Annotated in this window: 29 protein-coding genes; 10 read left to right on the top strand and 19 right to left on the bottom strand. The window is 61.7% G+C overall.

The genetic code is table 11. The annotated features are described in order from the left end of the window. Positions 1-24: 24 nt before the first annotated feature. Positions 25-1,044, top strand: coding sequence for a class I SAM-dependent methyltransferase (locus tag X735_RS150635; RefSeq protein WP_023811401.1), 1,020 nt, complete (start codon positions 25-27; stop codon positions 1,042-1,044). Positions 1,045-1,118: 74 nt separating this feature from the next. On the opposite strand, the gene X735_RS150640 is transcribed toward X735_RS150635, so the two are convergent. From X735_RS150640 to fabA, 4 genes are all read right to left on the bottom strand, one after another. Beyond that, positions 1,119-2,663 (bottom strand): bifunctional diguanylate cyclase/phosphodiesterase, encoded by a 1,545-nt coding sequence (locus X735_RS150640; protein WP_023811400.1) that lies wholly within the window; start codon positions 2,661-2,663, stop codon positions 1,119-1,121. Between the two features lie 206 nt (positions 2,664-2,869). Further along, positions 2,870-3,682: an enoyl-ACP reductase FabI gene (fabI, locus tag X735_RS150645; RefSeq protein WP_023811399.1), complete on the bottom strand. Its 813-nt coding sequence runs from the start codon at positions 3,680-3,682 to the stop codon at positions 2,870-2,872. 13 nt (positions 3,683-3,695) lie between these two features. Further along, on the bottom strand, positions 3,696-4,916 hold the full coding sequence (fabB, locus tag X735_RS150650) for a beta-ketoacyl-ACP synthase I (protein WP_023811398.1): 1,221 nt from the start codon (positions 4,914-4,916) through the stop codon (positions 3,696-3,698). 50 nt (positions 4,917-4,966) lie between these two features. Then, positions 4,967-5,482 carry a 3-hydroxyacyl-[acyl-carrier-protein] dehydratase FabA gene (fabA, locus tag X735_RS150655; protein WP_013527885.1) on the bottom strand — a complete coding sequence of 172 codons (516 nt, stop codon included), beginning with the start codon at positions 5,480-5,482 and terminating at the stop codon, positions 4,967-4,969. 242 nt (positions 5,483-5,724) lie between these two features. On the opposite strand from fabA, the gene irrA reads away from it, so the two are divergent. Both irrA and X735_RS1000000167550 read left to right on the top strand, forming a co-directional pair. Then, the gene (gene irrA / locus X735_RS150660) at positions 5,725-6,156 is read left to right on the top strand and encodes an iron response transcriptional regulator IrrA (protein WP_024503471.1); all 432 of its coding nucleotides are present in this window, start codon (positions 5,725-5,727) and stop codon (positions 6,154-6,156) included. 71 nt (positions 6,157-6,227) lie between these two features. Next, a complete protein-coding gene (locus X735_RS1000000167550) occupies positions 6,228-6,344 on the top strand; it encodes a DUF4260 family protein (RefSeq protein WP_023811396.1) in 117 nt (38 codons plus the stop codon). Positions 6,345-6,373: 29 nt separating this feature from the next. Here the strand turns inward: X735_RS1000000167550 and X735_RS150665 are convergent, their stop codons facing one another. Together X735_RS150665 and X735_RS150670 are read right to left on the bottom strand one after the other, a co-directional pair. Beyond that, complete coding sequence (locus X735_RS150665) at positions 6,374-6,790, bottom strand: DUF302 domain-containing protein (protein WP_164892952.1); 417 nt, start codon at positions 6,788-6,790, stop codon at positions 6,374-6,376. Between the two features lie 25 nt (positions 6,791-6,815). Continuing rightward, entirely contained in the window at positions 6,816-7,355 is a 540-nt protein-coding gene (locus X735_RS150670; RefSeq protein ID WP_023811394.1) for a carboxymuconolactone decarboxylase family protein, read from the bottom strand. A gap of 116 nt (positions 7,356-7,471) precedes the next feature. Here X735_RS150670 and X735_RS150675 point away from each other — a divergent pair, with 116 nt between their 5' ends. Continuing rightward, the gene (locus X735_RS150675; protein ID WP_023811393.1) at positions 7,472-8,329 is read left to right on the top strand and encodes a LysR family transcriptional regulator; all 858 of its coding nucleotides are present in this window, start codon (positions 7,472-7,474) and stop codon (positions 8,327-8,329) included. Positions 8,330-8,440: 111 nt separating this feature from the next. Here X735_RS150675 and X735_RS150680 read toward each other — a convergent pair whose 3' ends face one another. Further along, positions 8,441-9,001: an SH3 domain-containing protein gene (locus tag X735_RS150680; protein WP_023811392.1), complete on the bottom strand. Its 561-nt coding sequence runs from the start codon at positions 8,999-9,001 to the stop codon at positions 8,441-8,443. Between the two features lie 219 nt (positions 9,002-9,220). Between X735_RS150680 and X735_RS150685 the strand changes: the two genes are divergently transcribed. Next, a complete protein-coding gene (locus tag X735_RS150685) occupies positions 9,221-10,222 on the top strand; it encodes a D-glycerate dehydrogenase (RefSeq protein ID WP_023811391.1) in 1,002 nt (333 codons plus the stop codon). A gap of 33 nt (positions 10,223-10,255) precedes the next feature. Here X735_RS150685 and X735_RS150690 read toward each other — a convergent pair whose 3' ends face one another. From X735_RS150690 to X735_RS150730, 9 genes are all read right to left on the bottom strand, one after another. Next, positions 10,256-10,744 (bottom strand): GNAT family N-acetyltransferase, encoded by a 489-nt coding sequence (locus X735_RS150690; RefSeq protein WP_023811390.1) that lies wholly within the window; start codon positions 10,742-10,744, stop codon positions 10,256-10,258. 4 nt (positions 10,745-10,748) lie between these two features. Then, the gene (locus X735_RS150695) at positions 10,749-11,504 is read right to left on the bottom strand and encodes a molybdopterin-synthase adenylyltransferase MoeB (protein WP_023811389.1); all 756 of its coding nucleotides are present in this window, start codon (positions 11,502-11,504) and stop codon (positions 10,749-10,751) included. Positions 11,505-11,535: 31 nt separating this feature from the next. Next, positions 11,536-12,681, bottom strand: a complete 1,146-nt coding sequence (recF, locus tag X735_RS150700; protein WP_023811388.1) for a DNA replication/repair protein RecF — start codon at positions 12,679-12,681, stop codon at positions 11,536-11,538. A gap of 184 nt (positions 12,682-12,865) precedes the next feature. Next, entirely contained in the window at positions 12,866-13,984 is a 1,119-nt protein-coding gene (gene dnaN, locus X735_RS150705) for a DNA polymerase III subunit beta (RefSeq protein ID WP_023811387.1), read from the bottom strand. Between the two features lie 304 nt (positions 13,985-14,288). Then, entirely contained in the window at positions 14,289-15,764 is a 1,476-nt protein-coding gene (gene dnaA, locus X735_RS150710; RefSeq protein WP_023811386.1) for a chromosomal replication initiator protein DnaA, read from the bottom strand. A gap of 924 nt (positions 15,765-16,688) precedes the next feature. Beyond that, entirely contained in the window at positions 16,689-16,955 is a 267-nt protein-coding gene (gene rpsT, locus X735_RS150715; protein ID WP_013533694.1) for a 30S ribosomal protein S20, read from the bottom strand. Between the two features lie 182 nt (positions 16,956-17,137). Continuing rightward, on the bottom strand, positions 17,138-17,911 hold the full coding sequence (locus X735_RS150720) for an enoyl-CoA hydratase (RefSeq protein WP_023811385.1): 774 nt from the start codon (positions 17,909-17,911) through the stop codon (positions 17,138-17,140). A gap of 134 nt (positions 17,912-18,045) precedes the next feature. Then, positions 18,046-18,936 (bottom strand): bifunctional DNA-formamidopyrimidine glycosylase/DNA-(apurinic or apyrimidinic site) lyase, encoded by an 891-nt coding sequence (mutM, locus tag X735_RS150725; RefSeq protein WP_023811384.1) that lies wholly within the window; start codon positions 18,934-18,936, stop codon positions 18,046-18,048. Further along, a complete protein-coding gene (locus X735_RS150730) occupies positions 18,929-20,170 on the bottom strand; it encodes a phosphopentomutase (protein ID WP_023811383.1) in 1,242 nt (413 codons plus the stop codon). The genes mutM and X735_RS150730 overlap by 8 nt, the downstream gene beginning before the upstream one ends. A gap of 232 nt (positions 20,171-20,402) precedes the next feature. On the opposite strand from X735_RS150730, the gene X735_RS150735 reads away from it, so the two are divergent. Beyond that, complete coding sequence (locus X735_RS150735; protein ID WP_023811382.1) at positions 20,403-21,332, top strand: PhnD/SsuA/transferrin family substrate-binding protein; 930 nt, start codon at positions 20,403-20,405, stop codon at positions 21,330-21,332. A gap of 30 nt (positions 21,333-21,362) precedes the next feature. On the opposite strand, the gene X735_RS150740 is transcribed toward X735_RS150735, so the two are convergent. The 3 genes from X735_RS150740 to X735_RS150750 form a co-directional block, all read right to left on the bottom strand. Beyond that, the gene (locus X735_RS150740) at positions 21,363-21,980 is read right to left on the bottom strand and encodes a TadE/TadG family type IV pilus assembly protein (protein WP_023811381.1); all 618 of its coding nucleotides are present in this window, start codon (positions 21,978-21,980) and stop codon (positions 21,363-21,365) included. Positions 21,981-22,017: 37 nt separating this feature from the next. Further along, positions 22,018-22,599, bottom strand: coding sequence for a TadE/TadG family type IV pilus assembly protein (locus X735_RS150745; protein WP_023811380.1), 582 nt, complete (start codon positions 22,597-22,599; stop codon positions 22,018-22,020). Between the two features lie 137 nt (positions 22,600-22,736). After that, complete coding sequence (locus tag X735_RS150750; RefSeq protein ID WP_013533687.1) at positions 22,737-23,159, bottom strand: pilus assembly protein N-terminal domain-containing protein; 423 nt, start codon at positions 23,157-23,159, stop codon at positions 22,737-22,739. A 323-nt stretch (positions 23,160-23,482) separates the two neighbouring features. On the opposite strand from X735_RS150750, the gene X735_RS150755 reads away from it, so the two are divergent. From X735_RS150755 to X735_RS150770, 4 genes are all read left to right on the top strand, one after another. Continuing rightward, positions 23,483-23,665, top strand: a complete 183-nt coding sequence (locus X735_RS150755) for a Flp family type IVb pilin (protein ID WP_023811379.1) — start codon at positions 23,483-23,485, stop codon at positions 23,663-23,665. A gap of 172 nt (positions 23,666-23,837) precedes the next feature. Then, on the top strand, positions 23,838-24,356 hold the full coding sequence (locus tag X735_RS150760; RefSeq protein WP_023811378.1) for a prepilin peptidase: 519 nt from the start codon (positions 23,838-23,840) through the stop codon (positions 24,354-24,356). A gap of 214 nt (positions 24,357-24,570) precedes the next feature. After that, a complete protein-coding gene (gene cpaB, locus X735_RS150765) occupies positions 24,571-25,383 on the top strand; it encodes a Flp pilus assembly protein CpaB (RefSeq protein ID WP_023811377.1) in 813 nt (270 codons plus the stop codon). Further along, positions 25,380-26,900 (top strand): type II and III secretion system protein family protein, encoded by a 1,521-nt coding sequence (locus tag X735_RS150770; protein WP_023811376.1) that lies wholly within the window; start codon positions 25,380-25,382, stop codon positions 26,898-26,900. The genes cpaB and X735_RS150770 overlap by 4 nt, the downstream gene beginning before the upstream one ends. Positions 26,901-26,904 lie beyond the last annotated feature (4 nt).

The following is a 26,904-nucleotide window of genomic DNA, read 5'->3' as shown; positions in this document are numbered from 1 at the left end:
GCTTAGACAAGTCGAGATCGAACAATGTCCGCCGAGCCGTTGAAGACGCTTTTCCATCCCTTCGAGGCCGAGGCTGTTCCTCTGCCGGGAAAGGGCACGCGCGCCCTGTTTCTCGGCGCTGAGCCGGGTTTTCGCCTGCCTGAAGGCTTTGAGGCGACCCTTCACCTCGTGCAGGGCTTCCGGCCGCATTTTAGCGCGCTGCAGGCGTCGGGCTTCGTCGTCACCGCGCAAGTGGAAGGCGATGGCTTCGATATGGCACTTGTGCTTGCCGGCCGGCATCGCGGCCTGAACGAAGTGCGCCTCGCGCAGGCGCTTGAGCGCGTGGCGCCGGGCGGCCTGGTCGTCATTGCCGGCGGCAAGGACGATGGCATTGCCAGCCTGCGCAAGCGCGTTGACGAGCTTGTGCCGCTTGAAGGCCATTTGCCCAAATATCACGGCATTGCCTTCTGGTTGCGACGTCCCGCCGATCTGGCCGCCGCGGAAGAATTGCGCGCCGCCAATCCCGCTCTGCTGGTTGAAAGCCGGTTCCACACCGCGCCCGGCATGTTTTCCTTCGACCGGATCGATACTGGCTCGAAATTGCTGGTCGAGAATCTGCCCAATGATCTGCGTGGCAACATTGCCGATTTCTGCGCCGGCTGGGGCTATGTAGCTGCCGAGATCGCCGCCCGCTCCCCCGGCGTTCAGGCGCTCGACCTCTATGAGGCCGATTTCGCCGCGCTCGAAGCCGCAAAGCTCAATCTGACAGGGGTCACCCAGTCGATCGCCAGAAACTTCTTCTGGATCGATCTGTTGAAGGAACCAGTCGAGAAGCGCTACGACGCGATTGCGATGAACCCGCCCTTTCATCGCAGCCGGGCGGCCGAGCCGGAGATCGGCGCCGGCATGATCCGCGCGGCGGCCAAGGCCTTGAAGCCGGGTGGGCGGCTGCTCATGGTCGCCAACCGTCAGCTTCCCTATGAGCCGATCCTGGCGGCTGCCTTTTCGAGCCATGCCGAACTCGCCCGCGACGGCATGTTCAAGGTGCTTTCCGCTCGTCGTTGAAGCATGATCCCGAAAAGTGGATACCGGTTTTCGGAAAAGATCATGCTCAGACAGAAGCAGGCATCGCGTCGCACTCAATGCAGATTGGCGACGCGCCGGACCTCATCGGTGACATGCACGTCGCCGACCCTGATCTTGAGGGGGGCGGGCCTGCCGTAAAGATAGCCTTGCACCACCTCGCAGCCGGCCGCCCTGAGCAGCGTCGCCTGGCTTTCGGTCTCGACGCCTTCGGCAATGATGCTGACGCCGAGCGCGCGCGAAAGCCCGACGATGGTCGAGACGACAGCGCCGGAGCTGGAATCGGTGTCGAGGCGGCTGACGAAGGACCGGTCGATCTTCAGCTTGCCGAATGAGAAATCGATCAGGTAGCTCAAATTGGAATAGCCGGTACCGAAATCGTCGACGGCGACCGAGATGCCCATATCCGCAAGCTCCTTCAGGATGGCGGCGGCGCGGTCGCGGTCCTGCATCATCGCCGTCTCGGTCACTTCCAGCTCCAGCCGCGACGGCTTGATGCCGGTGCTCGTCATAGTGTCGCGCACGATGCCGACGAAGTCCTTGGTCATGAACTGGACGGGCGAGATGTTGACGGCGACGAAGCAATCATCGGGCAGATGCTGTGCGTCGCTGCAGGCTTTGCGCAGCACCCATTCGCCGATCGGGCCGATCATGCCGGTTTCCTCGGCGATCGGAATGAACTCCATCGGCGGGATCATGCCGCGTTCCGGATGCCGCCAGCGGATAAGCGCTTCATACCCGACGATGCGGCCGGTCGGGAGATCGAGCTGCGGCTGGTAATGAAGGTCGAAGTCGCCACGCTCGAAGGCTATATGCAGTTCGGATTCGATCCATTGGCGATGGTCGGCGACCCTGCCCATTTCGGCATGGAAGACCGACCAGTTGCCGACGCCACTGGCGCGCGCGTTCTGCAGCGCCAGATTGGAGCGGCGCAGGATGAGGACCGGATCGACGCCGTCCTTTGGCATCGCCACGATGCCGACCGACAGGCTGACCGATTGCAGGTGCGTACCGAGATCATAGGGCTCCATCATCTCGTCGATGAGCCTCTCGACGGTGCTTTCCAGCGATCCGGACACCTGATTGTCGGGCAGCAGGATCGCGAATTCACCGGCGCCGATGCGTCCGATCAGAGCGCGCGGCGGCACGCACGTCTTTAAGCGCTTGGTGAAGGCGCGGATCAACTCGTCGCCCTGGCTGTAGCCGATGGCGTCATTGATCTGCTTGAAGCGGTCAATGTCGATATCGATGAGGAACATCGGCTCGCCGGTCCGGCTGGTCGCGCATGCCGCCTCGGCAATCTTGCCGACCATCGCCGGGCGTGCCACCAGGCCGGTCAGCTTGTCGAAATGGGTTTCCGTGAAGACGAAATCCGCCGATTCATCGACGCCGGCGAAAAAGGACATCGCGGCGACCGAGGCCGCCAGTGCGCAAAGAGCGGCCATCACCGAGACCATCATATCCGCGGAGATGCCGGCAAAACCATCGCCGAGACCGAGCTTCAAGCCCCAGAGCCCGAGGACGAAACTGCCGAGACCCGAACTCGCTATGGTGAGCAGTCGGAACACCGGTGTTCGCTTCGGGTTGCTGACGGCGAGCATTGAAAGTTCCCCTGAGTACGGGGCTTTCTAGCGGATATCTCCTTAAAATGAGTTTCCGCGAATGAATCCAATTTTATTGGACCGAAAGTATTTCTTGAGCGGATCAATACGCCTGGCGCTGAAACGGATTCAGTTGGCGCGCTTTAAGCTTCGTGTCTTCAAATGTCGCCATTCCAAAACCGCCGCGCACCTTTGGGCGACAGGCGTTAGTCTCGTCCGCCGTCGGTCTGCTTCAATTCGTCGAGTGTCGGCATGGAAACGATGTGATAGCCGGAATCGACATAGTGGATCTCGCCGGTAACCCCGGAAGACAGATCCGACAACAGATAAAGTGCCGAGCCGCCGACCTCGTCGATGGTCACCGTGCGGCGCAGCGGCGAGTTTCGCTGCTGGTAGGAGAACATATGGCGCGCATCGGAAATACCGGCGCCGGCGAGCGTGCGCACGGGTCCAGCCGATATGCCGTTCACCCTGATGCCACGCGGACCGTAATCGTTGGCGAGGTAGCGGACACTCGCCTCCAGCCCTGCCTTGGCGACGCCCATGACATTGTAGTTCGGCATGACGCGGACGGAGCCCGCATAGGTCAGCGTGATCATCGATCCGCCGTCCTGCATCAAGGTGGCTGCATGGCGGGCGACCTCGGTGAAGGAGTAGCAAGAGATCACCATGGTACGGACGAAATTGTCCCGGCTGGTGTCGGCGTAGAGGCCTTTCAACTCGTTTTTGTCGGAAAAGCCGATGGCGTGGACGATGAAATCCAGCCCGCCCCATTCCTTGCCCAGGGTCTCGAATGTGGCGGCGACCGAAGCGCTGTCCTCGACGTCGCACGGCACCACCAGCGAGGCGCCGAGCTTGTCGGCCAGCGGCTTGACCCGGCGTCCGAAGGCATCGCCCTGATAGGTGAAGGCGAGTTCCGCCCCATGTTCGGACAATTTCCGGGCAATTCCCCAAGCGATCGAATGATCGTTGGCGACACCCATGACAAGCCCGCGCTTGCCCTTCATCAATCCGTCCATGGCCGGCAAATCCTTATGCGGAATAGCGCTGGAAAACGAGCGTGGCGTTGGTGCCGCCGAAGCCGAACGAATTGGACAAGACAGTATCGATCCTGGCGTCGTCGATGCGCTTTCGCACGATCGGCATGCCCTCGAATTCGGGGTCGAGGGTCTCGATATGGGCGCTTTCGCCGATGAAGCCGCCCTGCATCATCAGGATCGAATAGATGGATTCCTGCACGCCGGCCGCGCCCAGCGAATGGCCGGTCAGCGACTTCGTCGAGGTGATATACGGCATCTCTGGGCCGAACACCTCGCGGATCGCTCCCATTTCCTTGGAATCTCCCACCGGCGTCGAGGTGCCATGGGTGTTGATGTAGTCGACCGGTGTGGAAACCGTGGCCAGCGCCTGGCGCATGCAGCGGACCGCGCCCTCGCCTGAAGGAGCAACCATGTCGTAGCCATCCGACGTCGCGCCATAGCCGACGATCTCGGCATAGATCTTGGCGCCGCGCGCCTTGGCATGCTCAAGCTCTTCCAGCACCAGCACCCCGGCGCCGCCAGCGATGACGAAGCCGTCGCGATTGGCGTCATAGGCGCGGGAAGCGGTCGATGCCTTGTCGTTGAATTTCGACGACATCGCGCCCATGGCGTCGAACAGGTCCGACATCGTCCAGTCGAGATCCTCGTGGCCGCCGGCAAAGATGATGTCCTGCTTGCCCCACTGGATCAATTCGTAGCCATTGCCGATGCAGTGCGCCGAGGTCGAACAGGCCGACGAGATCGAGTAGTTGACGCCGTGGATCTTGAACCAGGTGGCAAGCGTTGCCGATGCGGTTGATGACATTGCCTTCGGCACCGCGAACGGACCGATGCGCTTGGGACTGCCATTCTTCAGCGTCGTTTCGGCAGCTTCGACGATGGTGCGGGTGGATGGTCCGCCCGATCCCATGACGATGCCGGTGCGCTCATTGGTGATGTCGCTCTCGCCGAGGCCCGCATCCGCGATCGCCTGATCCATGGCGACATGGTTCCAGGCAGCCCCCTGGCTCAGGAAGCGCATCGCACGGCGGTCGATCATGGCCGATGGATCGAGCGTCGGCGCTCCCCAGACCTGGCAACGGAAGCCGTGTTCGGCGAAGGAATCGGAGAAGCTGATGCCGGATTTGGCGTCATGCAGAGAGGTCTGCACCTCGTTGGCATTGTTGCCGATCGACGACACAACGCCGATGCCTGTGACTACGACACGTCTCATTCGCAACTCCTTCCAGGGATGCTGGCCAGAGAGCTGGCCAGGGATGCCGGTCAGCCAACCGCCGACTGCTTGGACAGACCGACTTTCAAATCCGTTGCCGCGTATATGGGTTCGCCATCCGCCTTCAGCCAGCCATCGGCGATGCCGAGCACCAGCCGGCCCCGCATCACGCGCTTGAAGTCGATGCCATATTCGACCTTCTTCACCGAGGGCGTGACCATGCCCTTGAATTTCACTTCACCGGTCGACAGCGCCATCCCCTTGCCGGGTTCGCCCAGCCAGCCAAGATAGAAGCCCGTCAATTGCCACATGGCGTCGAGGCCGAGGCACCCCGGCATGATCGGATTGCCGATGAAATGGCAGGCAAAGAACCACAGGTCCGGCTTGATGTCGAACTCCGCGCGGATGAAACCCTTCTCGAAGGCGCCGCCCGTCTCGCTGATCTCGGTGATGCGGTCGAACATCAGCATCGGCGGATAAGGAAGCTGGGCGTTGCCCGGTCCGAACAGTTCGCCGCGGGCGCAGGCCAGCAATTCGTCGTACTCGTAGCTGGATTTACCCGCCATCAATCTCATCCCATATCGTTCCGGGCTATCGGGTGCCCTTGTCGTTGGTTTCCTAACACAATCTGTTTCAGGCCGGAAACCGGCGTTTGCGCTTAGCCTGCTCGTCTGCCTGGGTCAATGCGCGCTATTGATCGCATTCGGACGACAGAATATATGTCCTGAGAGGTCCGGTTTCGGCAGACGTTCATTTTTTTGCCATTCTGGGCGTGTCTTGGGGCGGAACTGTGGGGTTCGACGAGAAGATGGACCTGGACGGCCGGAAGGAAAATGTCGCTGTGGACAAGCGGGTCCGTGAAGCCGGCCTGAGGCCGACGCGTCAGCGCATTGCGCTGGCCGATCTGCTTTTCGCCAAGGGCGACCGGCATCTGTCGGCCGAGGAACTGCACGAGGAGGCGGTTGCCGCCGGCGTGCCGGTGTCGCTGGCCACCGTCTACAATGCCCTTCACCAGTTTACCCAGGCGGGACTTTTGCGCATCCTCGCCGTCGAGGGCGCGAAAACCTATTTCGACACCAATACCTCCGACCACCACCATTTCTACATCGAAGGCGAAAACCGCATATTCGACATCGACAGCGGTCCGGTGACGGTTGCCAACCTGCCGGAGCCTCCGGAAGGGATGGAGATCGCCAATGTCGACATCGTGGTGAGGCTGCGCCCCAAACGCCGCGAATGACCGGCGAGGCCCCCTGACCGTGCCCGCGCTGTTGCTGCTCGCCGGGCACATGTGGGGCAATGCGATGGCGGTTGCTGATCTGGATCGCCCACATCGCCATCGACCGTGCGCTGGGCTATGGCCTGAAGCTGTCGACCGGCTTTCCGGACACCATCTCGGCCGCATCGGGACTAGATGACCACGCCTGATGCAGGCGGCCGGACCGCTCATGGCTCCGCTAGATATCGCCTCCCGACACCGGCATCGTGGAAACCGTCTCGAGCATTCGCTCCGTCGCGTCGAACAGTTCATGGGCGAGACCAAAAAGCCGGGGATATGGCGAGAACACCAAAATCGGGTTCAAGGCGCAGACCGTCACGCCGGCTGCTTGTTCGCTGACCACGAACTTGAACGGCGCTTCGGGCACGGCGCCAGGATCGGTCAGCAACAGGCGCGCCATGTATCGCGGGTGGAACCAAAGCAGTTGACGGAGCCGAATGGTGGAGATCCCGCCTTTCCTGAGCAGGGCCTGCGGATCGATCTCATGGATGATCCATAGCTCGGCAGCAGCGATGGCGTCGCGAAGCCGTTGCAGTGTCTCATCGAAACCATAGCTGGAGGAAACGACGATCTGGTGACGCGGAATGGTCGCCATCGAACTCGGATCGAGGGTCACGAGGTCAGTCATTGAGAAGCACTGTCCGTGGAAAGTCGAGTTCTGGCTGGGCGAAGTGATTGAGGATGTTGGAATAGAAGTTGAGTGCGACATGCGCGATCACCTCTGCCAGTTCCTCGTCGTCGAGCCCCGCGGCCCTGGCGGCGCCGAATGCCTGGTCGGTGACGGCTCCGCGGCTACGCGCCACATCCGCAGCCAACGCCAGCGTGGCCGCCACTCTGGCATCGCTTGAATCGCCCCTGCGATTTAGCTCCAATTCCGTATCGGAGATGCCGATCTTGGATCCGCGAAATGCGTGGGCCGAAACGCAGTATTCGCAGCGGTTCACCTCAGCAGTTATCAGGGCGATCTGCTCGCGCAATTTCGAACTGAGACGGCCGCTCTGCAGCGACTCGCGAAATTGCAGATAACCTTTGAGAGCGACCGGAGAGTTGGCCAGGACGCGATAGAGGTTCGGGACGCGTCCGAGCTGGCGTCGCGTTTCCGCCAGAAGCTTGCCGGCTTCCGTGTCGGAATCTTCGTTTATTGGCGATAGGCGAGACATCTAATCATTCTCCTTCCGGGTCAGCCGGCAACCGCCGTGCTTCGTCGGAATCCATATGACTCGACGAGGAGCATTTGGAAATGTCATAGTAGCTGTCTCTATGATATGAGTACGAAATGAAGCATCTTGCCATCGAACAGCTTCGCAGCTTCGTGCTTGTTGCCGACTGCGAGAGCTTCACCACCGCGGCCGATCTTCTCGGGACCACCCAGTCGGCGATCAGCCTGCGGGTCCGCAAGCTCGAGCAAGCGATGGAGCGGCGTCTCCTGGCGCGGACGCCGCGCGCGGTTTCGCTGACGCCCGAAGGCGCGCGGTTCCTTGCTTCGGCGCGGCAGGTCCTCGAGGCTCATGACCGGGCCGTGGCTACATTCGATGCTGGCACGCAAACCACCACGCTCCGGGCGGCCATCGGCGATCACGCCGCCGGTGCGCTTCTGGAGTCGGCGTTTGGGCGTCTGAGCCAAGTCTTTCCGGAATTGCTGCTGGAAGTGTCGGTGGGTCTCTCAGCCGAGATGCAGGCCCGCTACGACGCAGGCAAGGCCGATTTTGCCGTCGTGCGCATGGATATCAGCCGGCGCCAGGGCATCCCGCTCTACCGAGACCAGCTTGTCTGGTGTGCAAGGTCGCCTGACGTCTGGCGGTCGTCTGCCGCGTTGCCGCTGTTGGCATTGCCCGGATCCTGCACCGTCCGACTGGCAGCGGAACGCGCGCTCGATGGCAGCAATACCGCCTGGCGCCTCGCCTTCACCGGCGGTTCGGTGACTGCGTTGCAATCGGCCGCCAGCGCGGGCTTGGGAGTGGCGGCGATCGGGCAGAGCCAGGTACCGGCCGATTGCGTGATACTGAACCGGTCGCATGGATTGCCGGATTTGCCAGCCAGCCGGATTACGCTCCTGACACGGTTGAGCAACCCGCTGAGAGGCGCAATCGCTGCCGCATTCGCAACGGACGCGAGCGATCGGCGGCGTGAATGACAATGCTGCAATTGAGTTTGATGAAGCGGAGGCGCAAGCACCTTGTTGCCGTATCCGTGATTGCCGGCCTATTTCTGATCCCGAGTTCTTCCGAGCCTCGCGATGAAGTTGTCAGTCCTTGACCCGTTCGCCGGGATAGGCGCCCCAGACAACCGACTGGGCAAGCCAGCCGGTGTGGCCGTCGAACGTCATTTCGCACCACTGGCCGTCGCAGGATTTGATCGTACCCATGACGCCAGGTTCAATCATCGCGACCACTCTTGCGTCCTTGTCGGGACTGTTGAGAAGGTCGATCTGGGCGCCCTTGCCGCGCTGCCATGGTGCGACGATTGCCGTGCGTCGGCCGGAAAGCAGCGACTGGTTGATCCAGCCTTCCGAACCATCGGCATCGCGCACGCGGCGCCATGTGTCGAATTCCTGGATGATCTCCATCGGCAGGCCGGCCTTCATATACATCCAGTCGACCGAGTAGTTGGCCCCGGGACCGACGCGCGAGTTGACGCGGCCGGATTTCAGGCTGACGAAGCGCGGCAGCGGCAGGCCGCTCGGACCAAGCGTGACGACGCCCTGGGCAGGTGCTGCGGCACTCTGCGCGCCCGCAAGCGGAGAATAAAGCAGAGCGCCGAGAAATGCTGCGCTGAGGGTCAGGCGAAGCGACGCGAAACCAGACACTTTCATTCCTTTCGGCGCTTGCCCATCGGCCTCGGCGCCCCTTTTTCTTTGTCTTCGGCGGCACCGCTTGTTACAGGGAGTAATCGGCACCGCGACCGGCTTTCAGTTTCGCCGGTCTTGGTTAAAGAGGTCTCAACGAGATCGGGTTAGAAGCAATTCCAGCAAAAGTGTGAAGCGGTTTTGCGTTCGGAATTGCGGCAAGTACTCGAGAGGGAAACAATGGCAGGCAAAAAGAAGCCTCTCGTCGTCATCACGCGAAAGCTGCCCGACCCCGTCGAGACCCGCATGCGCGAGTTGTTCGACGCAAGGCTGAATGTCGAGGACCGGCCGATGACGCAGCCGGAACTGGTCGCGGCGGTCAAGGAGGCCGACGTGCTGGTGCCGACGGTAACCGACCAGATCGATGCCGCACTGATCGCCCAGGCCGGCGACAACCTCAAACTGATCGCGAATTTTGGCAATGGCGTCGACAAGATCGATGTCGCGGCCGCGGCCAAGAGGGGCATCACCGTCACCAACACGCCGAATGTCCTGACCGAGGACACCGCCGACATGACCATGGCGCTGATGCTGGCGGTGCCGCGGCGGCTGGCGGAAGGCGCCAATGTGCTCACCGGTGACAAGAAATGGGCCGGCTGGTCGCCGACCTGGATGCTGGGCCGGCGCATCTGGGGCAAGCGGCTCGGCATTGTCGGCATGGGCCGCATCGGCACCGCCGTCGCCAGGCGGGCCAAGGCCTTCGGACTGTCGATCCATTATCACAATCGCCACCGCGTGCTGCCGGCCGTGGAAGACGGGTTGGAGGCGACCTATTGGGAAAGCCTCGACCAGATGCTGGCCCGCATGGATATCATCTCGGTCAACTGTCCCTCGACGCCGGCAACCTTCCATCTGCTTTCGGCGCGGCGGCTGGCGCTGCTGCAGCCGACTGCCTATGTCGTCAACACCGCACGTGGCGACATCATCGACGAGGAAGCGCTGGTCAAGCTGATCCAGGACGGCAAGATCGCCGGCGCCGGGCTCGATGTCTACGAGCATGAGCCGGCCTTGAACAGCAAGCTGCTGAAGCTCGCCGCCAAGAACAAGGTCGTGCTTTTGCCGCATATGGGCTCGGCGACGCTCGAGGGCCGCATCGACATGGGTGAAAAGGTCATCATCAATATCCGCGCCTTCGTTGACGGCCACCGCCCACCAGACCGCGTGCTGCCGCTCAGGACCTGACGCTGTCGCGGCCCACAAACCGTAAGATAAACCTTACGGGATAGCTTTGCGCATGGTGATCGAGGTCGGCCTGGCATAGCCCTCGTGCGCCGTCCGTTCAGTTTCGCGAAAGCCGAGGCGAGCAAAGGCCGCATGATTCCCGGTCAGCTCGATCCGCGTCTGAAGCTCGATTGCCGCCTTGCCGCGGCTGCGGGCAAGGTCTTCGACCGCCTGCATCAGCCGCCGGCCAATGCCTTGTCCCTGGCAGTCCGGCGCGACCGCGAGCTTGCCGACATAGAACTCTGTCACCTTTTCAAGGGCAAAGACGCAGCCGACGATCCGATCGCCCTTGAGCGCCACGAAGCCGGTCTCCCACCGCGCCTTGTCCCGCAGAGTGTCGGTGGTCAAAAGGTGGGCCGAGGAGGGCGGGTCGATGACGCCGTCCATCGAGGCGAAAGCGCGCATGATCAATGCGAGCACATCGTCCCAGCGGTCGAAATCGGTCGGGATCCGCGTGATGGAGGCAGCTTCGATCCGGTCCAAGAATTCAGCTTCTCTTGTAGCGGATGGTGTCGAAGCGCGCCGCCAGCCCGTCATAGAGCAGCAGCCGGCCGACCAGCGGTTCGCCGACGCCGGTGATCAGCTTGATCGCCTCCATGGCCTGCAGCGTGCCGACGACGCCGGTCAGCGCGCCAAGCACGCCGGCTTCGGCGCAGGACGGCACCAGGCCCGGCGGCGGCGCCTCGGGAAACAGATCGCGATAGCCTGGATTGGGTTTGCCGTCCTTGCCGTCTTCGAATGGCTTCAGCACCGTTACCGAACCATCGAAGCGTCCGACGGCGGCATGCACCAGCGGCTTGCCTTCGCTCGCGCAGGCATCGGCCACGGCATAGCGCGTTTCGAAATTGTCGGAACCGTCGACGACGATGTCATAGCGGGCGACGAGGGCGGGCGCATTGTCCGTGGTCAGCCGGATTGCGTGCGCTTCAACAATTGTGTTGGGATTGATGCGAACGATTGCCGCCTTGGCGCTATCGGTTTTCAGCAGGCCGACAGTGTCGGTACCGTGAATGACCTGGCGCTGCAGATTGGACAGCGAAACGGTGTCGTCATCGACCACGCCTAGTGTGCCGACGCCGGCGGCGGCGAGATATTCAAGCACCGGCGCGCCCAGCCCGCCAGCGCCGATGACCAGCACCCGGGCCTGTTTCAGCCTTTGCTGGCCGGCTCCGCCGATCTCCGGCAGCACGATGTGGCGGGCATAGCGTTCGATCTCGTCTGCGGTCAGGGCGGCAGTGGTCATTGCCTGATCATACAGGGACTGAAAAACCTTGTCAGTGGTCTTCGGTTGGCCCAACCGTCCCATGGTCGACAGTCAGGAATTGCGCGCGTCCCTGGAGACTGGAAAACAGCGCAGCATCGGTTCCTGTCATGAACGCCTGGCAGTTCAGTTCCTCCAGGATGGAAAACAGCGCCGTGCGGCGCCGGCTGTCGAGATGCGCGGCGATCTCGTCGAGCAGCAGGATCGGCGTCATGCCCGACATTTCGCCGGTCAGCCTTGCATGCGACAGCACGATGCCGACCAGCAGCGCCTTTTGCTCGCCTGTCGAGCAAAGCTCGGCCGGCATCGCCTTGGGGCGGTGCCGAACCATCAGGTCCGAACGATGCGGGCCCTCGAGCGTGCGCCCGGCAGCGCGATCGCGGTCACGACCCTCGACAAGGGTTCGGCGGAAGCGCTCCTCGACATCGACTGCCGGCGCGGTCGCAATTTCGGCTTCCAGGTCTCCCGAAAGGCCAATATCGGCCTGCGGAAATGGCCCCGTGTCGGGCAGCCTGTCGATCATGGCGGTCAGAAGGCGCACCATCTCGGCTCGCGCGGCGGCGATCGCCACACCGGTTTCGGCCATCTGCGTCTCGATTGCGTCGAACCAGCGGTCGTCTCGAGAGCCTTCAGTAAGCAAGCGGTTACGGCCACGCATCGCCTTCTCGTAATCGATCGCACGTTGCCCGTGGCCGGGATCGATCGCCAGCACCAGCCGGTCGAGAAAGCGCCGGCGATCCGCGGCCGGCCCGGTGAACAACGCGTCCATGGCCGGCGTCAGCCACACCACGCGCAGCCATTCCAGCATGTCCTCGGCCGAACGCGCCGGAGCTCCGTTGATGCGCACCCGCCTGCCGCCTTCGCCGGCGGTGTCGCCGCCGGAAATGCCTGTTCCGATCTCGACTTGGCCGTCAGGTCCGTCGAGCCGGGCATGCAATGCAAAGCCGCCGTCGCCGCCCTCGCGTGCGACATCCGCGTAAGGGGCGCGGCGCAAGCCACGCCCCGGTGTCAAAAAGGAGATCGCTTCGAGGAGATTGGTCTTGCCGGCGCCGTTGTCGCCGGAAAAAACCACGGCACCTGGCGCCAGATCGATCGTCAGCGCCGCATAGTTGCGGAAATTAGTAAGTGTTAGCTTACTTATATGGTTCTGTCCCGGCAACCGCTATCCGCCTATAGAGCGCTCCATCGTTTCACGGAAACGCAGGACCGCTCTATCTCTTTGTTTTGACGCAACTCCGTACGGAAAACCGCTTCACACTTTTCCTGGAATTGCTCTAGGAGTTGCCGTAAATATCGCGCTTGCCGCCGGTCCACAACAGGACCGAAGTGCTGACACCGTGCCGCTACACCCGCATCGGCATCAGCACATAGAGTGCGGTCTCGTCGGCCATGTCGTGGATCAGCGTCGGCGAACCGGCGTCGGCCAGCATGAACTTGGCTTCCGTGCCGGTCAGTTGCGCGGCAACGTCGAGCAGGTACTTGGCGTTGAAGCCGATCTCGATCGGATCGGATGAATAGTCGGCGGACAGCTCTTCGGTGGCGCTGCCTGAATCGGGATTGTTGACCGCAAGCGTCACCTGACCCTCGCTGATCGACAGCTTCACCGCGCGGCCGCGTTCGGAAGAGATGGTCGAGACGCGATCGACGGCGGCGGCAAAACTCTGGCGGTCGATGATGAGCTTCTTGTCGTTGCCGGTCGGAATGACCCGCTGATAGTCGGGGAAGGTGCCGTCGATCAGCTTCGAGGTCAAAACCACGCTGCCGATGGTGAAGCGGATTTTGGTGTCCGACAGTTCGGTGGTGACCGCGACATCCGGATCGTCGACGAGCTTCTGCAGCTCGCTCACCGTCTTGCGCGGAATGATGATGCCCGGCATGCCTTCGGAACCCGCTGGCGCATCGATCTCGGCGCGCGCCAGGCGGTGGCCGTCGGTCGCCACCGAGCGCAGCTTCAGCTTGCCGCCGACCTCATGCGTGTGCAGGTAGATGCCGTTCAGGTAATAGCGCGTCTCCTCGGTGGAGATGGCGAATTGGGTCTTCTCGATCAGGCCTTTCAGGGCAACCGAGTCGAGACGGAAGATATGCGAGAAGGATCCGGCCGAGAGCTCCGGGAAGTCGGATTGCGGCAGACACTGAAGGCGGAAGCTCGAGCGGCCAGACGTCACCGTCATGGCGTTGCCGTCCTCGTCCGTCTTCAGCATCACCTCGGCGCCATCGGCAAGCTTGCGCACGATGTCGTAGAGCAGATGTGCCGGGACTGTCGTCGCCCCGCCGCGCTCCACCTTGGCGGGCGTCGCTTCGGTCACCTCGAGGTCGAGATCGGTCGCCTTCATTTCAAGGCTGGCGCCTTCGGCGCTGAGCAGCACGTTGGACAGGATCGGTATGGTGTTTCGCCGCTCGACCACACGATGGACGTGGTTGAGCGACTTCAGGAGATTTGACCGTTCCAGGATAACACGCATGACGAAACAGGCTCGCTTGAATGAATGACGGGTCACCAGTGGGCGGCGTCCCGCGAAAGGTCTGAACAGGCTCAGAATCTGCGTAAACTGACAGGAAAAAACCAGCAAACGCAAGCCCGCGCCACCGGTTCAGGCCGGCTAGGCGGGCTTTCTGGGGATAACGCGCCCGAAGTCCGCTAGCCAGTGTCGTAAAACCGAAATCCAGATCGCTCCCAGGCGGCGCCACGAGCCCGATCCAGGCCCAGCGCCGCACTGGCAAGCCATTGAATTCCGGTATTGTTCCGGCTCTGCCATCCCCGGAGGATCAGGCCTGGTCGTTGATCAACCGCCTCAGAAGCTCAAGTTCCTGCGCCAGCGTGTTGTCGTTGCCGGAAAGGTCCTCGATCTTGCGCACGGCATGCAGCACCGTGGTGTGATCGCGGCCGCCGAAACGCCGTCCGATCTCAGGCAGCGAGCGCGGCGTCATCACCTTCGACAGGTACATGGCGACCTGCCGCGGCTTGACGATGGTGCGCGTGCGCCGGTTGGACAGCAATTCGGTCTTCGACACATTGTAGTGACGCGCCACGATGCGCTGGATGTCCTCAATACGGACACGCTTCGGCTCGCCGGTGCGATAGATGTGGCCGAGGATTTCGTCGATCCGGTCGATGGTGATCTGCGGCTCGAAGGATTGACGGAACAAAAGCTGATTGAAGGCGCCTTCCAGCTCGCGTCCGCTGCCGGTCACGGTGCGGGCGACGTGATTGAGGATCTCCTCCGAAATGTCGAGCGACGCGTCGTCGCTCCTGGCCGTGGCAAGGCGCAATTTGAGCATGCCGAGGCGCATGGCGAAATCGGGCGCCGACATTTCAAGCGCGACACCGCCATTGAGGCGCGAACGGACCCGCGGTTCGAGCGATTCCAGTTCCGATGGCGGCCGGTCGGCGGCGACGACGACCTGCTTGGCGCTGTCGAGCAGCATGTTGATGAGGTGGCAGAATTCGTGCTGGATCGACTTGCCCTGCAGAAACTGCATGTCGTCGATGATGAGCAGGTCGATGTCGCGCAGCTGTTCCTTGAGCGTCAGCGCGTTGTTGTCGCGGATCGCGGTGGCAAAGCGCCACATGAAATACTCGGCCGTGAGATAGACGACGCGCGACTTGGGGTTCTGCTTCAGCGATTCCGCGGCGATGGCCTGCAGCAAATGTGTCTTGCCGAGCCCGACGGTTGCGTGAAGGAAAAGCGGATTGAAGCGCACCGCGCTCGATTGCGATTCCGCCACTGCCTTGGCGGCGGCGAAGGCCACCCGGTTCGACGGTCCCTCGATGAAGGAGCCGAACGTGTAGCGCGGATCGAGCGGTGATCCCAAAACGTTGTGGCGGAATTCGCTCTCGATCGGTGTGCCCGGACGCGGAGCCGGTGCGCGCTCCACCCGGCTGGGGCTGACTGTGCCGGCGGCAAGCGCCGTCTGCGTCTGCCGTGTCACCTTGCTGCGTGCTGGCGTTACCTCTGGCTCGGCCTGGCTGCGTCCCTGACGGGTTGCCGTGCGCACGACGATGTCGATCTTGAGGAGATCGGGATCCTCCTGCTTCCACAACTCGGAGATGAGGTCGAGATAGTGGCCGTTGATCCATGAGCGCAGGAAGGCAGTAGGCACCGAGATGCGGACGATGCCCTTGGAAGCCTCGGCGACCTTCATGCGGCCAAACCAGCTCGAATAGACTTCGGTTCCCAGGCGCGCCTTCAACTGGGCTTTGACCCGGTCGAATTTCTGTTCCGCGTCGCTGGACACCGCCATGTCGTTTGCTCCGATCAAAGTTCCAGGAAATGGGAGGTCGCCCGTAAGCTCCCTTTCGATGCCGCTCTGCATGATCTTTTCCTTGTTCTTCCGTACCTGTTTCCACCGGGGATGCGCCTCCTGCATCCGGTTCCGGCGACCTAAGTCTTTGCTACGATGTCCGCTGCCGCCGCCGGCAGATGAACGTCGCCCATTATCTGCGGGAACCGGTGCCGGCCCATGGAAGCCAGTCCGCGTTGGGTATGTCAGGGCAATACAACACCGTCCGGCGAAAGGAGCGCCGGCGCGCCGTCTACCTGCCATGTCTAGTTACGCCAGTCCCCTACCGTATCGAAAAAGACAAACCAAACCCGTCCGCGGACTTGATCCGCGTTGCAAATCCCGCCAATTTAAGCTGGCCGATTCAGGCTTGGGTTAAGAGCCAGAGCCCGTCCCTTTCGATAGATCGACACTACCGAAATCGCTGTGGATAGGGCAAGGCCACGTCTAACGGATTTTTAAGGAATCTGGTTACTGGAGGCGGGTTCGAGTGGCGTGCCGTGACGGCACATTTTAACAAAGCCATTGTGATTCAAACCCTTTTCCGGCGAATATGAAAAACCGGACGCTGAGAGAAATATTCTGAAATAATTCGCTTGACAGCGACTTGTCCCCGATCGGGTCGGCCCGGTGTGGACAAGCTGTGGATCACCATCAGTAAGTGTCTGAAAATTATAAGCTATTTCTGACAGTTAAGAATCATTAAGCTGGCCCTTTTCAAGCATGCCGATCAACAGCAGGCATGCATATGCCGGCAAACTATTCCCAATTGTGAAATCCGCCTAAGACGCCGTTTCCGGACATTCTTTTTAAGTGCTTGCCGGCAAACGAAAAAACCCGGCACAAACGGCCGGGTTCGAAGAACGTCAGTCTAGGCAAGTAATGTCAGGCCGACAGTACCTTGACCCGCTGAGCCAGTCGCGACACCTTGCGGGACGCCGTGTTCTTGTGAATCACGCCCTTGGTCGCGGCGCGCATCAATTCCGGCTCCGCGATCTTGAAGGCAGCCTGTGCGGCAGCCTTGTCGCCGGAGGCAAGCGCCTCTTCGACCTGGCGGATATAGGTGCGGACGCGCGAGCGGCGGTTCTTGTTGATCGCTGCGCGGCGGACGATCTTGCGCGTTGCCTTTTTGGCCGAGGATGTATTGGCCATGATGCCTCTCTTCTGATCTGGTCGGCGCATGCGGAATGCCGCAGGGCGCAAAAAACAAACGGGCAGCCACGGGGCCGCCTCGGTTGGTGCGGCTTATAGTTCAGCTTTTCCGGCGCGTCAACGCTGCCCGGTCTTCTTTTTGGCGGCCAACAGCCATCTTCTTCGCGGCCAAGGGATTGGCGTCAGCGGTTGGTGAAATTCGGCTTCCGCTTCTCGGCAAAGGCCGCCATGCCTTCCTTCTGATCGTCCAGTGCAAACAGCGAGTGAAACAGCCGGCGCTCGAACCGCAATCCCTCGGCAAGCGTCGTCTCGAAGGCGCGGTTGACAGCCTCCTTCGCCATCATCACCGATGGTAGTGAGAAAGCGGCGATCTTGGCTGCGGCCTTCAGCGCCTCCTCGACAAGCTCGCCGGCAGGCACGACCCGCGACACCAGACCAGAACGCTCGGCCTCGGCGGCATCCATCATCCGCCCGGTCAGGCACATGTCCATCGCTTTCGACTTGCCGACGAAGCGGGTCAGCCTTTGTGACCCGCCCATGCCTGGAATGACGCCGAGGGTGATCTCGGGCTGGCCAAATTTGGCCGTGTCGGCGGCGATAATGAAATCGCACATCATCGCCAGCTCGCAGCCGCCGCCGAGTGCATAGCCCGCCACCGCCGCGATAATAGGCTTTCGCGCCCGCGTCAGTTCCTCCCAGCCGACGAAGAAGTCTTGAGCGTAGGCGTCCGCGTAGGAGATGGACTGCATCTCCTTGATATCGGCGCCGGCGGCGAAAGCCTTTTCGGAACCCGTGATGACCATGGCGCCGATATCTGGATCGGCGCTGAACCCGTTCACGGCTGCCACCACTTCGGTCAGAATCTGCGAATTCAGCGCGTTGAGCGCCTGCGGCCTGTTCAGCGTGATCAGCCCAACCTTGCCGTGCGTCTCGGTGATGATCGTCTCATAGGCCATGGCTGCTTCTCCTTGCTCACGCTCGTCTAGAGCGGTTCATCGTTTCACGGAAACGCAGAACCGCTCCCATCTCCTTGTCTCGACGCAATTCTCGACGGAAAACCGTTTCACACTTTTCCTGGAATTGCTCAAACTCACCGCTGACATGTCCGGCAATAAAAGGTCGATCGGCCGCTCTGCACGATCCGTTCGATGTGGCCGCCGCAGCCGGGCTTGGAGCAGGCCTCGCCTTCGCGGTCGTAGACGGCGAAGGCGTGCTGGAAATAGCCCAGCGACCCATCGGTCTGCATATAGTCCCGCAGTGAGGAGCCGCCGGCTGCGATCGCATCCGATATCACCGAACGAATGGCTTGCGCGAGGTGTTCGCTTTGGGCTTGGGCTTTCTTTCCGGGCCTGGCGATCGTGCCCGCCTCGCGCAGCGGCGACAGGCCGGCACGCCACAACGCCTCCGACACATAGATGTTGCCGAGCCCGGCGATCAGCCTCTGGTCGAGAAGCGCTGCCTTCAGTGGTGATCGCCGCCCCTTCATCAATGAGGCGAGCAGCGCACCGTCCAATGTGTTGCCCGTAGGCTCGACGCCAAGTCCAGCCAGCATCGGGTGAACGTCCGGCAGTCCCTCCGCAAACAACATGAAGCCGAAGCGGCGCGGATCATTGAAGATCACGCGGGACCGGGCACCGGTTGGAGACTCGACATGGAAGACGACGTGGTCGTGATTGGAGCTTTTCGAGCGGTCGTGCCGGAAGATGCCGGGCATGTCGCTGCCATCGGCCGTCTCGACGCGGAATGAGCCCGACATGCCGAGATGGCAGATCAGCACGGGCCCGCCTTCCAGGTCCATCGTCAGATACTTGGCCCGGCGGCCGAGTGCCGTGATCGTCTTGCCGGTCAGCCGCTGCGCGAATTTCTCGGGAAATGGAAAGCGCAGATCCGGTCGGCGCGCCTCGACGCGGGCGATGGTGGCGCCTTCCAGAACCGGCTGAAGTCCGCGCCGGACGGTTTCGACTTCCGGCAATTCAGGCATGACCGCCGATCGCCGTATAGAAAGAAGTGCCGTAGCGTCCGGGCGCCAGCCCGAGATGCTCGGCCAGGGTCTCGCCAATGTCGGCGAATGTCGTTCTCAGTCCGATGTCGCCGCCCTTGAGACCCGGTCCAGTGCCGATCACCGGAATGCGCTCGCGCGTGTGATCGGTCCCGCCCCAGGTCGGGTCGTTGCCGTGGTCGGCCGTCAGGATGAGAAGATCGCCCTGCCGCAGCCTCGCAAATGCTTCCGGCAGCCGCAGGTCGAAGGCCTCGAGCGCGGCAGCATAGCCTGCGACATCGCGGCGGTGACCGAATTCGGTGTCGAAGTCGACGAAATTGGCGAAGACGAGGTCACCGTCGCCGGCATCATCGATCGCACCCAGCGCCTCGTCGAACATCGCCATGTTGCCTGCCGCCTTGCGCACTTGCGAAATTCCGCGATGGGCGAAGATGTCGCCGATCTTGCCGACGGCGATGACACGGCTGCCACGCGCCGTCAGCCGGTCGAGCAGGGTCGGTTCCGGCGGAGGCACGGCGTAGTCATGACGGTTGTATGTCCGCTCGAAAGTGGCGGTGGTTTCGCCGACGAACGGCCGCGCGATCACCCGTCCAATCCTCAGCGGGTCAACCAGCCTGCGCACCACCTGGCAGAATTCATAAAGCCGGTCGAGGCCGAAATGGACTTCATGCGCGGCGATTTGCAGGACCGAGTCGACCGACGTGTAGCAGATCGGCTTGCCGGTCCGGATGTGCTCCTCACCGAAGCGCTCGATGATCTCGGTGCCCGGCGCATGGCAATTGCCGAGAATGCCCGGCACCTTGCCTTCACGGATGATCGCCTCGGTCAGTTCGGCCGGAAAGGCCGGAACCGTATCCGGGAAATAGCCCCAGTCGAGGCGCACCGGCAGGCCGGCGATTTCCCAATGGCCGGATGGCGTATCCTTGCCGCTCGAAACCTCCTGTGCGGCGCCGTGAAAGGCAGTTGGGAGCATATCCGCCCCGCTGTTGGCAAATCCCAGTCCCGTCGCGGTTTCGGCAGCCTTGCCAAGCCCGAGTGAGGCCATATGAGGGACAAACAGCGGTCCACTACGAGACCCTTCGCGATCCGCACGGCCCTCCGCACAGGCCTCTGCGATGTGCGCGAATGTGTTGGCGCCGGCGTCACCGTAGCGGTCGGCGTCGGCCGCGCCGCCGATGCCGAAGGAATCCAGGACGAAGAGGAAAGCGCGCGCCATCAAGTTGTTGCCAGTTTGACCGACCAGACATAGGGTTCCGCGACTTCATTGGCAATTCGGAAACCAAACGGCAACGGGCAGGCGTGACAATCAGTGCATATCGCCCAAAAGTGCGCAGCGGTTTTGGGGGCAACGACTTGCCCAAAGCAAGCAGTGCGTCGCCCAAAAGTGCGCAGCGGTTTGGGAATGACGATCTGAGCATCGATCCGGGAAAACAGACGGCGGTTCTGTCATGAGGGTTGCGTTAAAGACATATGCCGCTCTGTTGCTGGGGCCGGGCGCGCTCGTCGGGCTCTGGTCCAACCCGGCGCATGCCGACTGGCGCGATGATATCGGCACGTTTCGCATAGGCATCGTTGCCGAGCCAGGTGCCGGCAACGCCGTTCCGGGGCTGGCTGTGTTGACCGACGCCTACACCAAAGCATTGGGCATGAAGGTCGAGTTTGTCGTTGCCCGCAATTATGCCGCGCTGATCGAGGCGCAGGCCGATTCCCGCATCGAATATGCGATCTATTCGGCCACCGCCTATGCAACGGCCTCGCAGCGCTGCTTATGTATCGAACCGCTTGTCGCTCCGGTCGATTCAGACGGCGCGATCGGCATCCGCTCCGTTCTGCTGACGCGGGACGGCAAGCTGCCCGACCTTGCGGCGATGGACCGCCATCGTATCGCCATGGCGCCTTCGGACAGCGTCGGCGGTTCTCTCCTGCCATTGGCGGCGTTGGCCGCGGAAGGCCGCAAGATCGCGGAAGATGCACCGTTTCTGGCCCGTGCCGATTCGGCCGCGGCGGCCGAGACGATGCTGGTCGACGGCAAGGCTGATGGCCTGTTTGGCTGGGTGACGGCCGCTGCCGACGGCCCGCGAGAACCGTCGGGCACGCAGGCCAGGTTGGAGGCGGCAGGGCTCTCGGTGACGGCGCTTCGTGTCGTGTGGACGTCGGGTCTGCTGAGATACGGCCCGCACGCGGTCCGCAGCGATCTCGACCCGGAAGCCAAGCGTCGACTTGCCGTGTTCCTCACCAACCTCAAGTCGACGACGCCCGATATCTACGCCCTCCTGGAATCGGGACATTCCGGCGGCTTCGCTCGCGTGGCGCCAAAAGACTACGAGATGGCCGCTGCTATCGTGCGCTTCGTTTCGGACCGTGAGCCGCAGCAGTAGCGGCCCTGCGCAGGGCCTAGCTGGTTCTGTTCAACAGTCGCTGCAAGGGATCGTCACGCTTCTGCGGGGGCGCAGATAATAGGTTTCGCCCATGGTTATGTTGCTGAAAGCCGAGGTCAGTCCAAGCTTCTGTTGACTGCTCGCGCTCCACGCGATGGCTGGCGTATAGCCGAGGTTGCTTTCGACGCGAATGAGAAACGTGTTGGCGACTCTGAGCGACGTCGGGATCGTTGTCTCGGTGGTGGCGCCGGCGCCACGGCTGGCGACGCCGGCGACCAATTTGCGTGACCAAACCACCAGTGCCCTCGTCGCATCGGGCGTAACCTGTATCGCCGTGATGGTGATGCTAGGGGGCGAGCGGTTGTAGGGCTGAAGGGTGACGCTGCCGATCTGCATGATGGCGTCGACATCCGCCTTGAGGACGCTTGTCTGCTGGGTGACGAGATCGGCCACCATGCTGCCGATACGGCTGACCTTCTTGCTGGTCTCGATGGCTTGCGACGCTTCCATTGTGAGGAAATACATGATCAGCAGAATTGGCATGATCAACGCGAATTCAACCGCCGCGATGCCACGGCGATCGGACCAGAATCGACTTGCTTTCCGCCAAACTCCCGTAATCATAAGATGTGCCCCCGCACGCATCATGCCCTTGCCCTTTTCTTATACTGCTCGTGCATTCCGCTCAGTTGTCGAACGGCTCGTTCTGCCAGGTCACCGATGCGAAATGCAGGGTCTTGTTGCCGCCCATCGACTGCGCCAGCAGATCGGTCATAACAGGCCACTTGTAGAAGACCCGAAGCATGTTCCTCGACTCCGCCGCACCCGCTGTCACTGAGAACGATTGGGTTGCGGTGCCTTTCGTCAGTACGACATCGCCGTTCTGGATCTTGAAGCCAGCCGTGGCCGCATCGGCGAACGACGTATATTGGCGAAGATCCACCAGCAGTTGATTGGGACAATCCTGGGAAACGATGATCTGCAGTTTCGTGCAGATCATGTCCCTCAAATTGGTTCCGGCAACGTCAGCCGCCCTCAACTGGCCGGTGCGCAGCTTGCGCGCCACATCGTCGGTGACGTTGGCCATCACCTCCTGGCCGGCAAACGAGATGCAGCTTTCCAGAATGGCAAAGACAAGCAGCGCGAAGGGGACTGAAAGGATCGCGAATTCGATTGCCGTGGCGCCGTGCCGGTCACGAAGGAAGCGGGCGAAAAACCTTCGGCGTCCCGCTCTGTGGTCGCCTGCGCAGCCGAATTCCGTGCTCATGTCCAATCCTGCCGATCTCTATGCGGTCTCGGAAGGAGCATTAGCGCAAACCGATTGAGGTCCGGTTTGGATGATCGTTAAAGTCGGCGCAGGCCTCTTAACCAGCCAATAACCGGAACGGCAGTCGGCAACGCCACCTATCGGCTGACGCTCATCTCCGCTTCCGAAGACTTCTCCGCTTCGCTCTTGTACGAGCTTTCGCAATAGGGTGTGCACGACATCGTCTGGATTTCGGCGCGCCGATAGATGCGCACGGACGAGGCGGCTTGCCGCACCACGGTAACCTGCTCGTCGACGATGGGGCTGCCGTCCGTATCGAGCACAACCAGATTGGTGACCCCAAAGCCTTTGCCGGTGAGCACGATCGTTGAAGCGTCCTGCACCGAAGCGTCGGCGATTGCCGGGTTGCCGACCACGATGGTGTCGGCGGGACGCGACAGTTTGACGATCTTGGCCTGGTTCATCGTGACCTCGATGCCGGCGCCGGCCATGGCGGGCGCGACGAAGCTCGAGACGGCAAGAAGCGCGGCAATCAGGATTGACGATCTCGGCTGGGCCATTGAGGCGCTCCACGCAGGCGGACTGATCAACGGAACATGAACGAGATTGGTGAACCAACGGTTAAGCATGCGGTGTCGCCAATGATGCGATGGCAGACAAGGACGCCCGCCGGGCGCTGTCCGGAAGTCCACAAACCCGGGGCGAGAAGGCTCAGTGGTATATTAGCCCCAGGTTAACCACGCAATATGTTCGAACCGGGAAAGGAATCGGTAAGGCTGTTTCTTAAGCCGATCGAAAGAGCTTCTCCCTAGATTGGCAGCATCCGATCAACCATCACAGAAGTTGACGGAAGTGCTGTAACACGTGGAGTAGGAGCTCTCGAATGTCTAATCTCATCGCACGTTTTGTGAAGGACGAATCCGGCGCGACCGCTATCGAATATGGTCTGATCGCCGCTCTCATCGCGCTCGCCATCATCACTGGCGCCGGCACGCTCGGCAATGCGCTCAATGCTAAGTTCACCAACATCGGAACCACCTTGAACGGCACGCCGAGCGGCAGCTGATCGGCCTTATCGCCGAGCATTTGGATTGCGTTCTGGAAAAGGGCCGCCACGTGGTGGCCCTTTTTCTATGCCGCCGCCAGTATAGGTCGTCTTTTCGTTCCTGGCCTCATCAATCGTTAATCGAACATACTTAGATTGAGCCCCGTGAAATCGGACAATAGGCATAGCGCCGATGCTTGAAGCCCTGATCTTCGTCGTCTTTCCGTTCTGCATGCTGTTTGCCGCGATCTCCGACATGCTGTCGATGACGATCGCCAATCGCGTGCCGGTGCTGCTCGTCGTCGTTTTCGCGCTGGTCGCGCCGCTGACGGGTATGGACTGGGCGGTCTATGGCGGACATTTCGCCGCCGGCGCCCTGGTCCTGGCTGTGACGTTCGGCCTGTTTGCAATGGGCGGCATGGGCGGCGGCGACGCCAAGCTTCTGGCCGCCAGCGCGATGTGGATGGGCCTCAATATCAATCTCGTCGAATATTTTGTCGCCTCGACAATCATCGGCGGCCTGCTGACGCTCGCCATCATCCTCTACCGGAAGTCGCTGCTTGCGGCCGTTACCGGCCAAAATCCGTTTCTGCGCCATTTCGCCGACGAGGCAAAAGGTGTCCCCTATGGCGTCGCGCTCGGCCTTGGCGGGTTGCTGACCTATCCGGATTCGCCTTTGATGGTATGGGCGCTTGCCAGGCTGGCGGCTTGAGCACGATCTTATTTTTATTGTCTGTCAGCATTGCCGAAACCCCGTTCTCAACAGGGCCGGCCCGGCCATTTTGGCCGTCCAGACCACATTCCGGCTAATTTATGTAAACCTTAAATTAATCACGATCGTAAGCATTACATTAACCTTGTTTTGACGATTGCCGCTGCAAAGTCCGGCTTGGCTACGTGGTTTGCCAGGGCAAGGGTTCGGACAAATGCCAGCATCGCGATTGATAATTCTGAGCGTGGCGGTGGCCGCGGCGGGTGGCGCTGGCTATGTCGCGAAGAACATGGTGGCACCGCCGCCCCAGGTCGTCGTCGATTCCGGTCCCCAGGCCCCGGCAGTGGCACTCCAGGATGTGCTTGTGCTTTCAGGCGACGTTCCGATGGGCAGCCCGATCCAAAACAACATCGCCTGGCAATCCTGGCCCGCCGACGGCGTCAACGCGAATTTCATCACCCGCACCGCCGAGCCCGAGGCACTGGACAAGCTGAAGAGTTCCGTTGCCCGTGTGGCGATGTATGCCGGAGAACCGCTGCGGCGGTCCAAGCTGATCGGCGAGGGGCAGAGCTTCATGTCGTCGATCCTGCCTTCCGGCATGCGGGCGGTCGCCACGGCCATCTCGGCCGATACGTCGGCCGGCGGCTTCATTCTTCCCAACGATTTCGTCGACGTCATCATGACCCGCAGGGCCGATGCCGCCAGCGGCGCCGCCGGCTTCAACACCGAGACCATCCTCAAGAACATCCGCGTCCTGGCCATCGACCAGACCATTCAGGAGGACGAGGAAGGCAAGAAGACCAGGGTAGGTCAGACTGCAACGCTGGAACTGACGCCCAAGCAGGCGGAGATCATCACCGTCGCCCAACAGATGGCGGATCGCCTGACCCTGGCGCTGCGGGCAGTCGCGGACACGCAGGAAAAGAATCTGGGTGAGGCCGACTATCTCGTTTCCGGCAATGGCCGCAGGGGAACGGTGAGGCTGATCAAGTCGGGCGAAGTTTCCGAAGTGGGAGCAAGGAAATGAGGCTAAGCGGTAAACTGCCGGCAATTGTAGCCGCGGCGTTCGGCCTGCTGCTCGTCGGATCGAATTTGCAAGGCAGCGTCGTCGAGGCAAAGAACGCGCAGGTCACGGCATCGACGGCCACCCAGCGCGTCAAGCTCGGCCTCAACAAGTCTGTGGTCATCGACCTGCCGAGCGATGCCTACGACATTCTCGTTGCCAACCCGGCAGTTGCCGATGCGGTGACCCGCACCGCGCGGCGCATCTATCTGTTCGGCAAGGCGGTCGGCGAGACGAACATTTTTGTCTTCGGCCCGAATGGCGAGCAGATCGTCAGCCTGGACCTGGCTGTCGAACGCGATGTTGCCGGCCTTGAGGATTATATCAGGCGCTTCCTGCCGACGTCCACCATCAAGGTGGAACTGCTCAACGACAACGTCGTCCTGACCGGAACGGTCGACACGCCGCTGGACGCAAAACGCGCGGTCGACCTGGCGACGATCTTCGTTTCGGGTGGTGAAGCGACGACGGGACAATATTCGCAGACGGCGGCCGGCGGTTCGGCCCAGAGCGGTGTCGACATCAACAACCCGGACCAGGAGCGCCGCACCAGCAAGATCGTCAACCTGCTGCAGATCATTGGCGACGACCAGGTCACGCTGAAGGTCACGGTCGCCGAAGTCAGCCGTTCGGTGATGAAGCAACTTGGCGTCAACATGGTCGGCAGCGGTGGCAGCAACGGCATCAGCTACGGCTCGATCAGCGACAACTTCACCGGCCTTGGCAAGCAGCTGTCGAATTCGGGCTTCCAGATCGGCGCGTCGGGGCTGCAGGCCTATATCAACGCCATGGAGCAGTCCGGGGTCATGAAGACCTTGGCCGAGCCGACCCTGACCGCCGTATCAGGCGAGAAGGCGACCTTCAAGGTCGGCGGTGAATACAATATGGTGAGCAGCGTCTCCCAGAACGTATCCTCCGACAACCAGACTGGCCTGAAAACCTACACCCTCGACAAGATCGAGTACGGCATCGGCCTGGAATTCCAGCCGGTGGTGTTGTCTCCCGGCCGCATAAGCCTGAAGGTCAGGACGTCGGTTTCCGAGCCGACAACCGAGGGATCCGTATCGCTCTCCTCGGGCGTGACCAGTCCCGGAATGAATGCCCTGTCGCTGCGCAAGCGTCTTGCCGATACGACGGTGGAACTGCCCTCAGGCGGCTCCATGATGATCGCCGGCCTGGTTCGCGACGATGTCAGGCAAGCCGTCAATGGGTTGCCCGGACTGACAAAGATACCGGTGCTCGGCGCGCTCTTCCGCAGCAGGGACTTCGTGCGCAACGAGACCGAGCTCGTGATCATCATCACGCCCTATCTGGTGAAGCCGGTAGCACGCAACGACCTTGCCAAGCCGGACGACAATTTCAACGCCGCCAGCGATGGCGCCGGCATGTTCCTTGGCCGCGTCAATCGCGTCTACGGCACCATGCAGACAGACAAGCCCAACGGCCGCTACCACGGCGTTGTCGGCTTCATCTACAAGTGAGCGG

The organism is Mesorhizobium sp. L2C084A000 (assembly GCF_000502875.1).
In the GTDB taxonomy this organism is placed as follows: Bacteria; Pseudomonadota; Alphaproteobacteria; order Rhizobiales; family Rhizobiaceae; genus Mesorhizobium.
The sequence above is the reverse complement of the archived record's forward strand: the minus strand, read 5'-3'. Positions and strand labels throughout refer to the sequence as shown.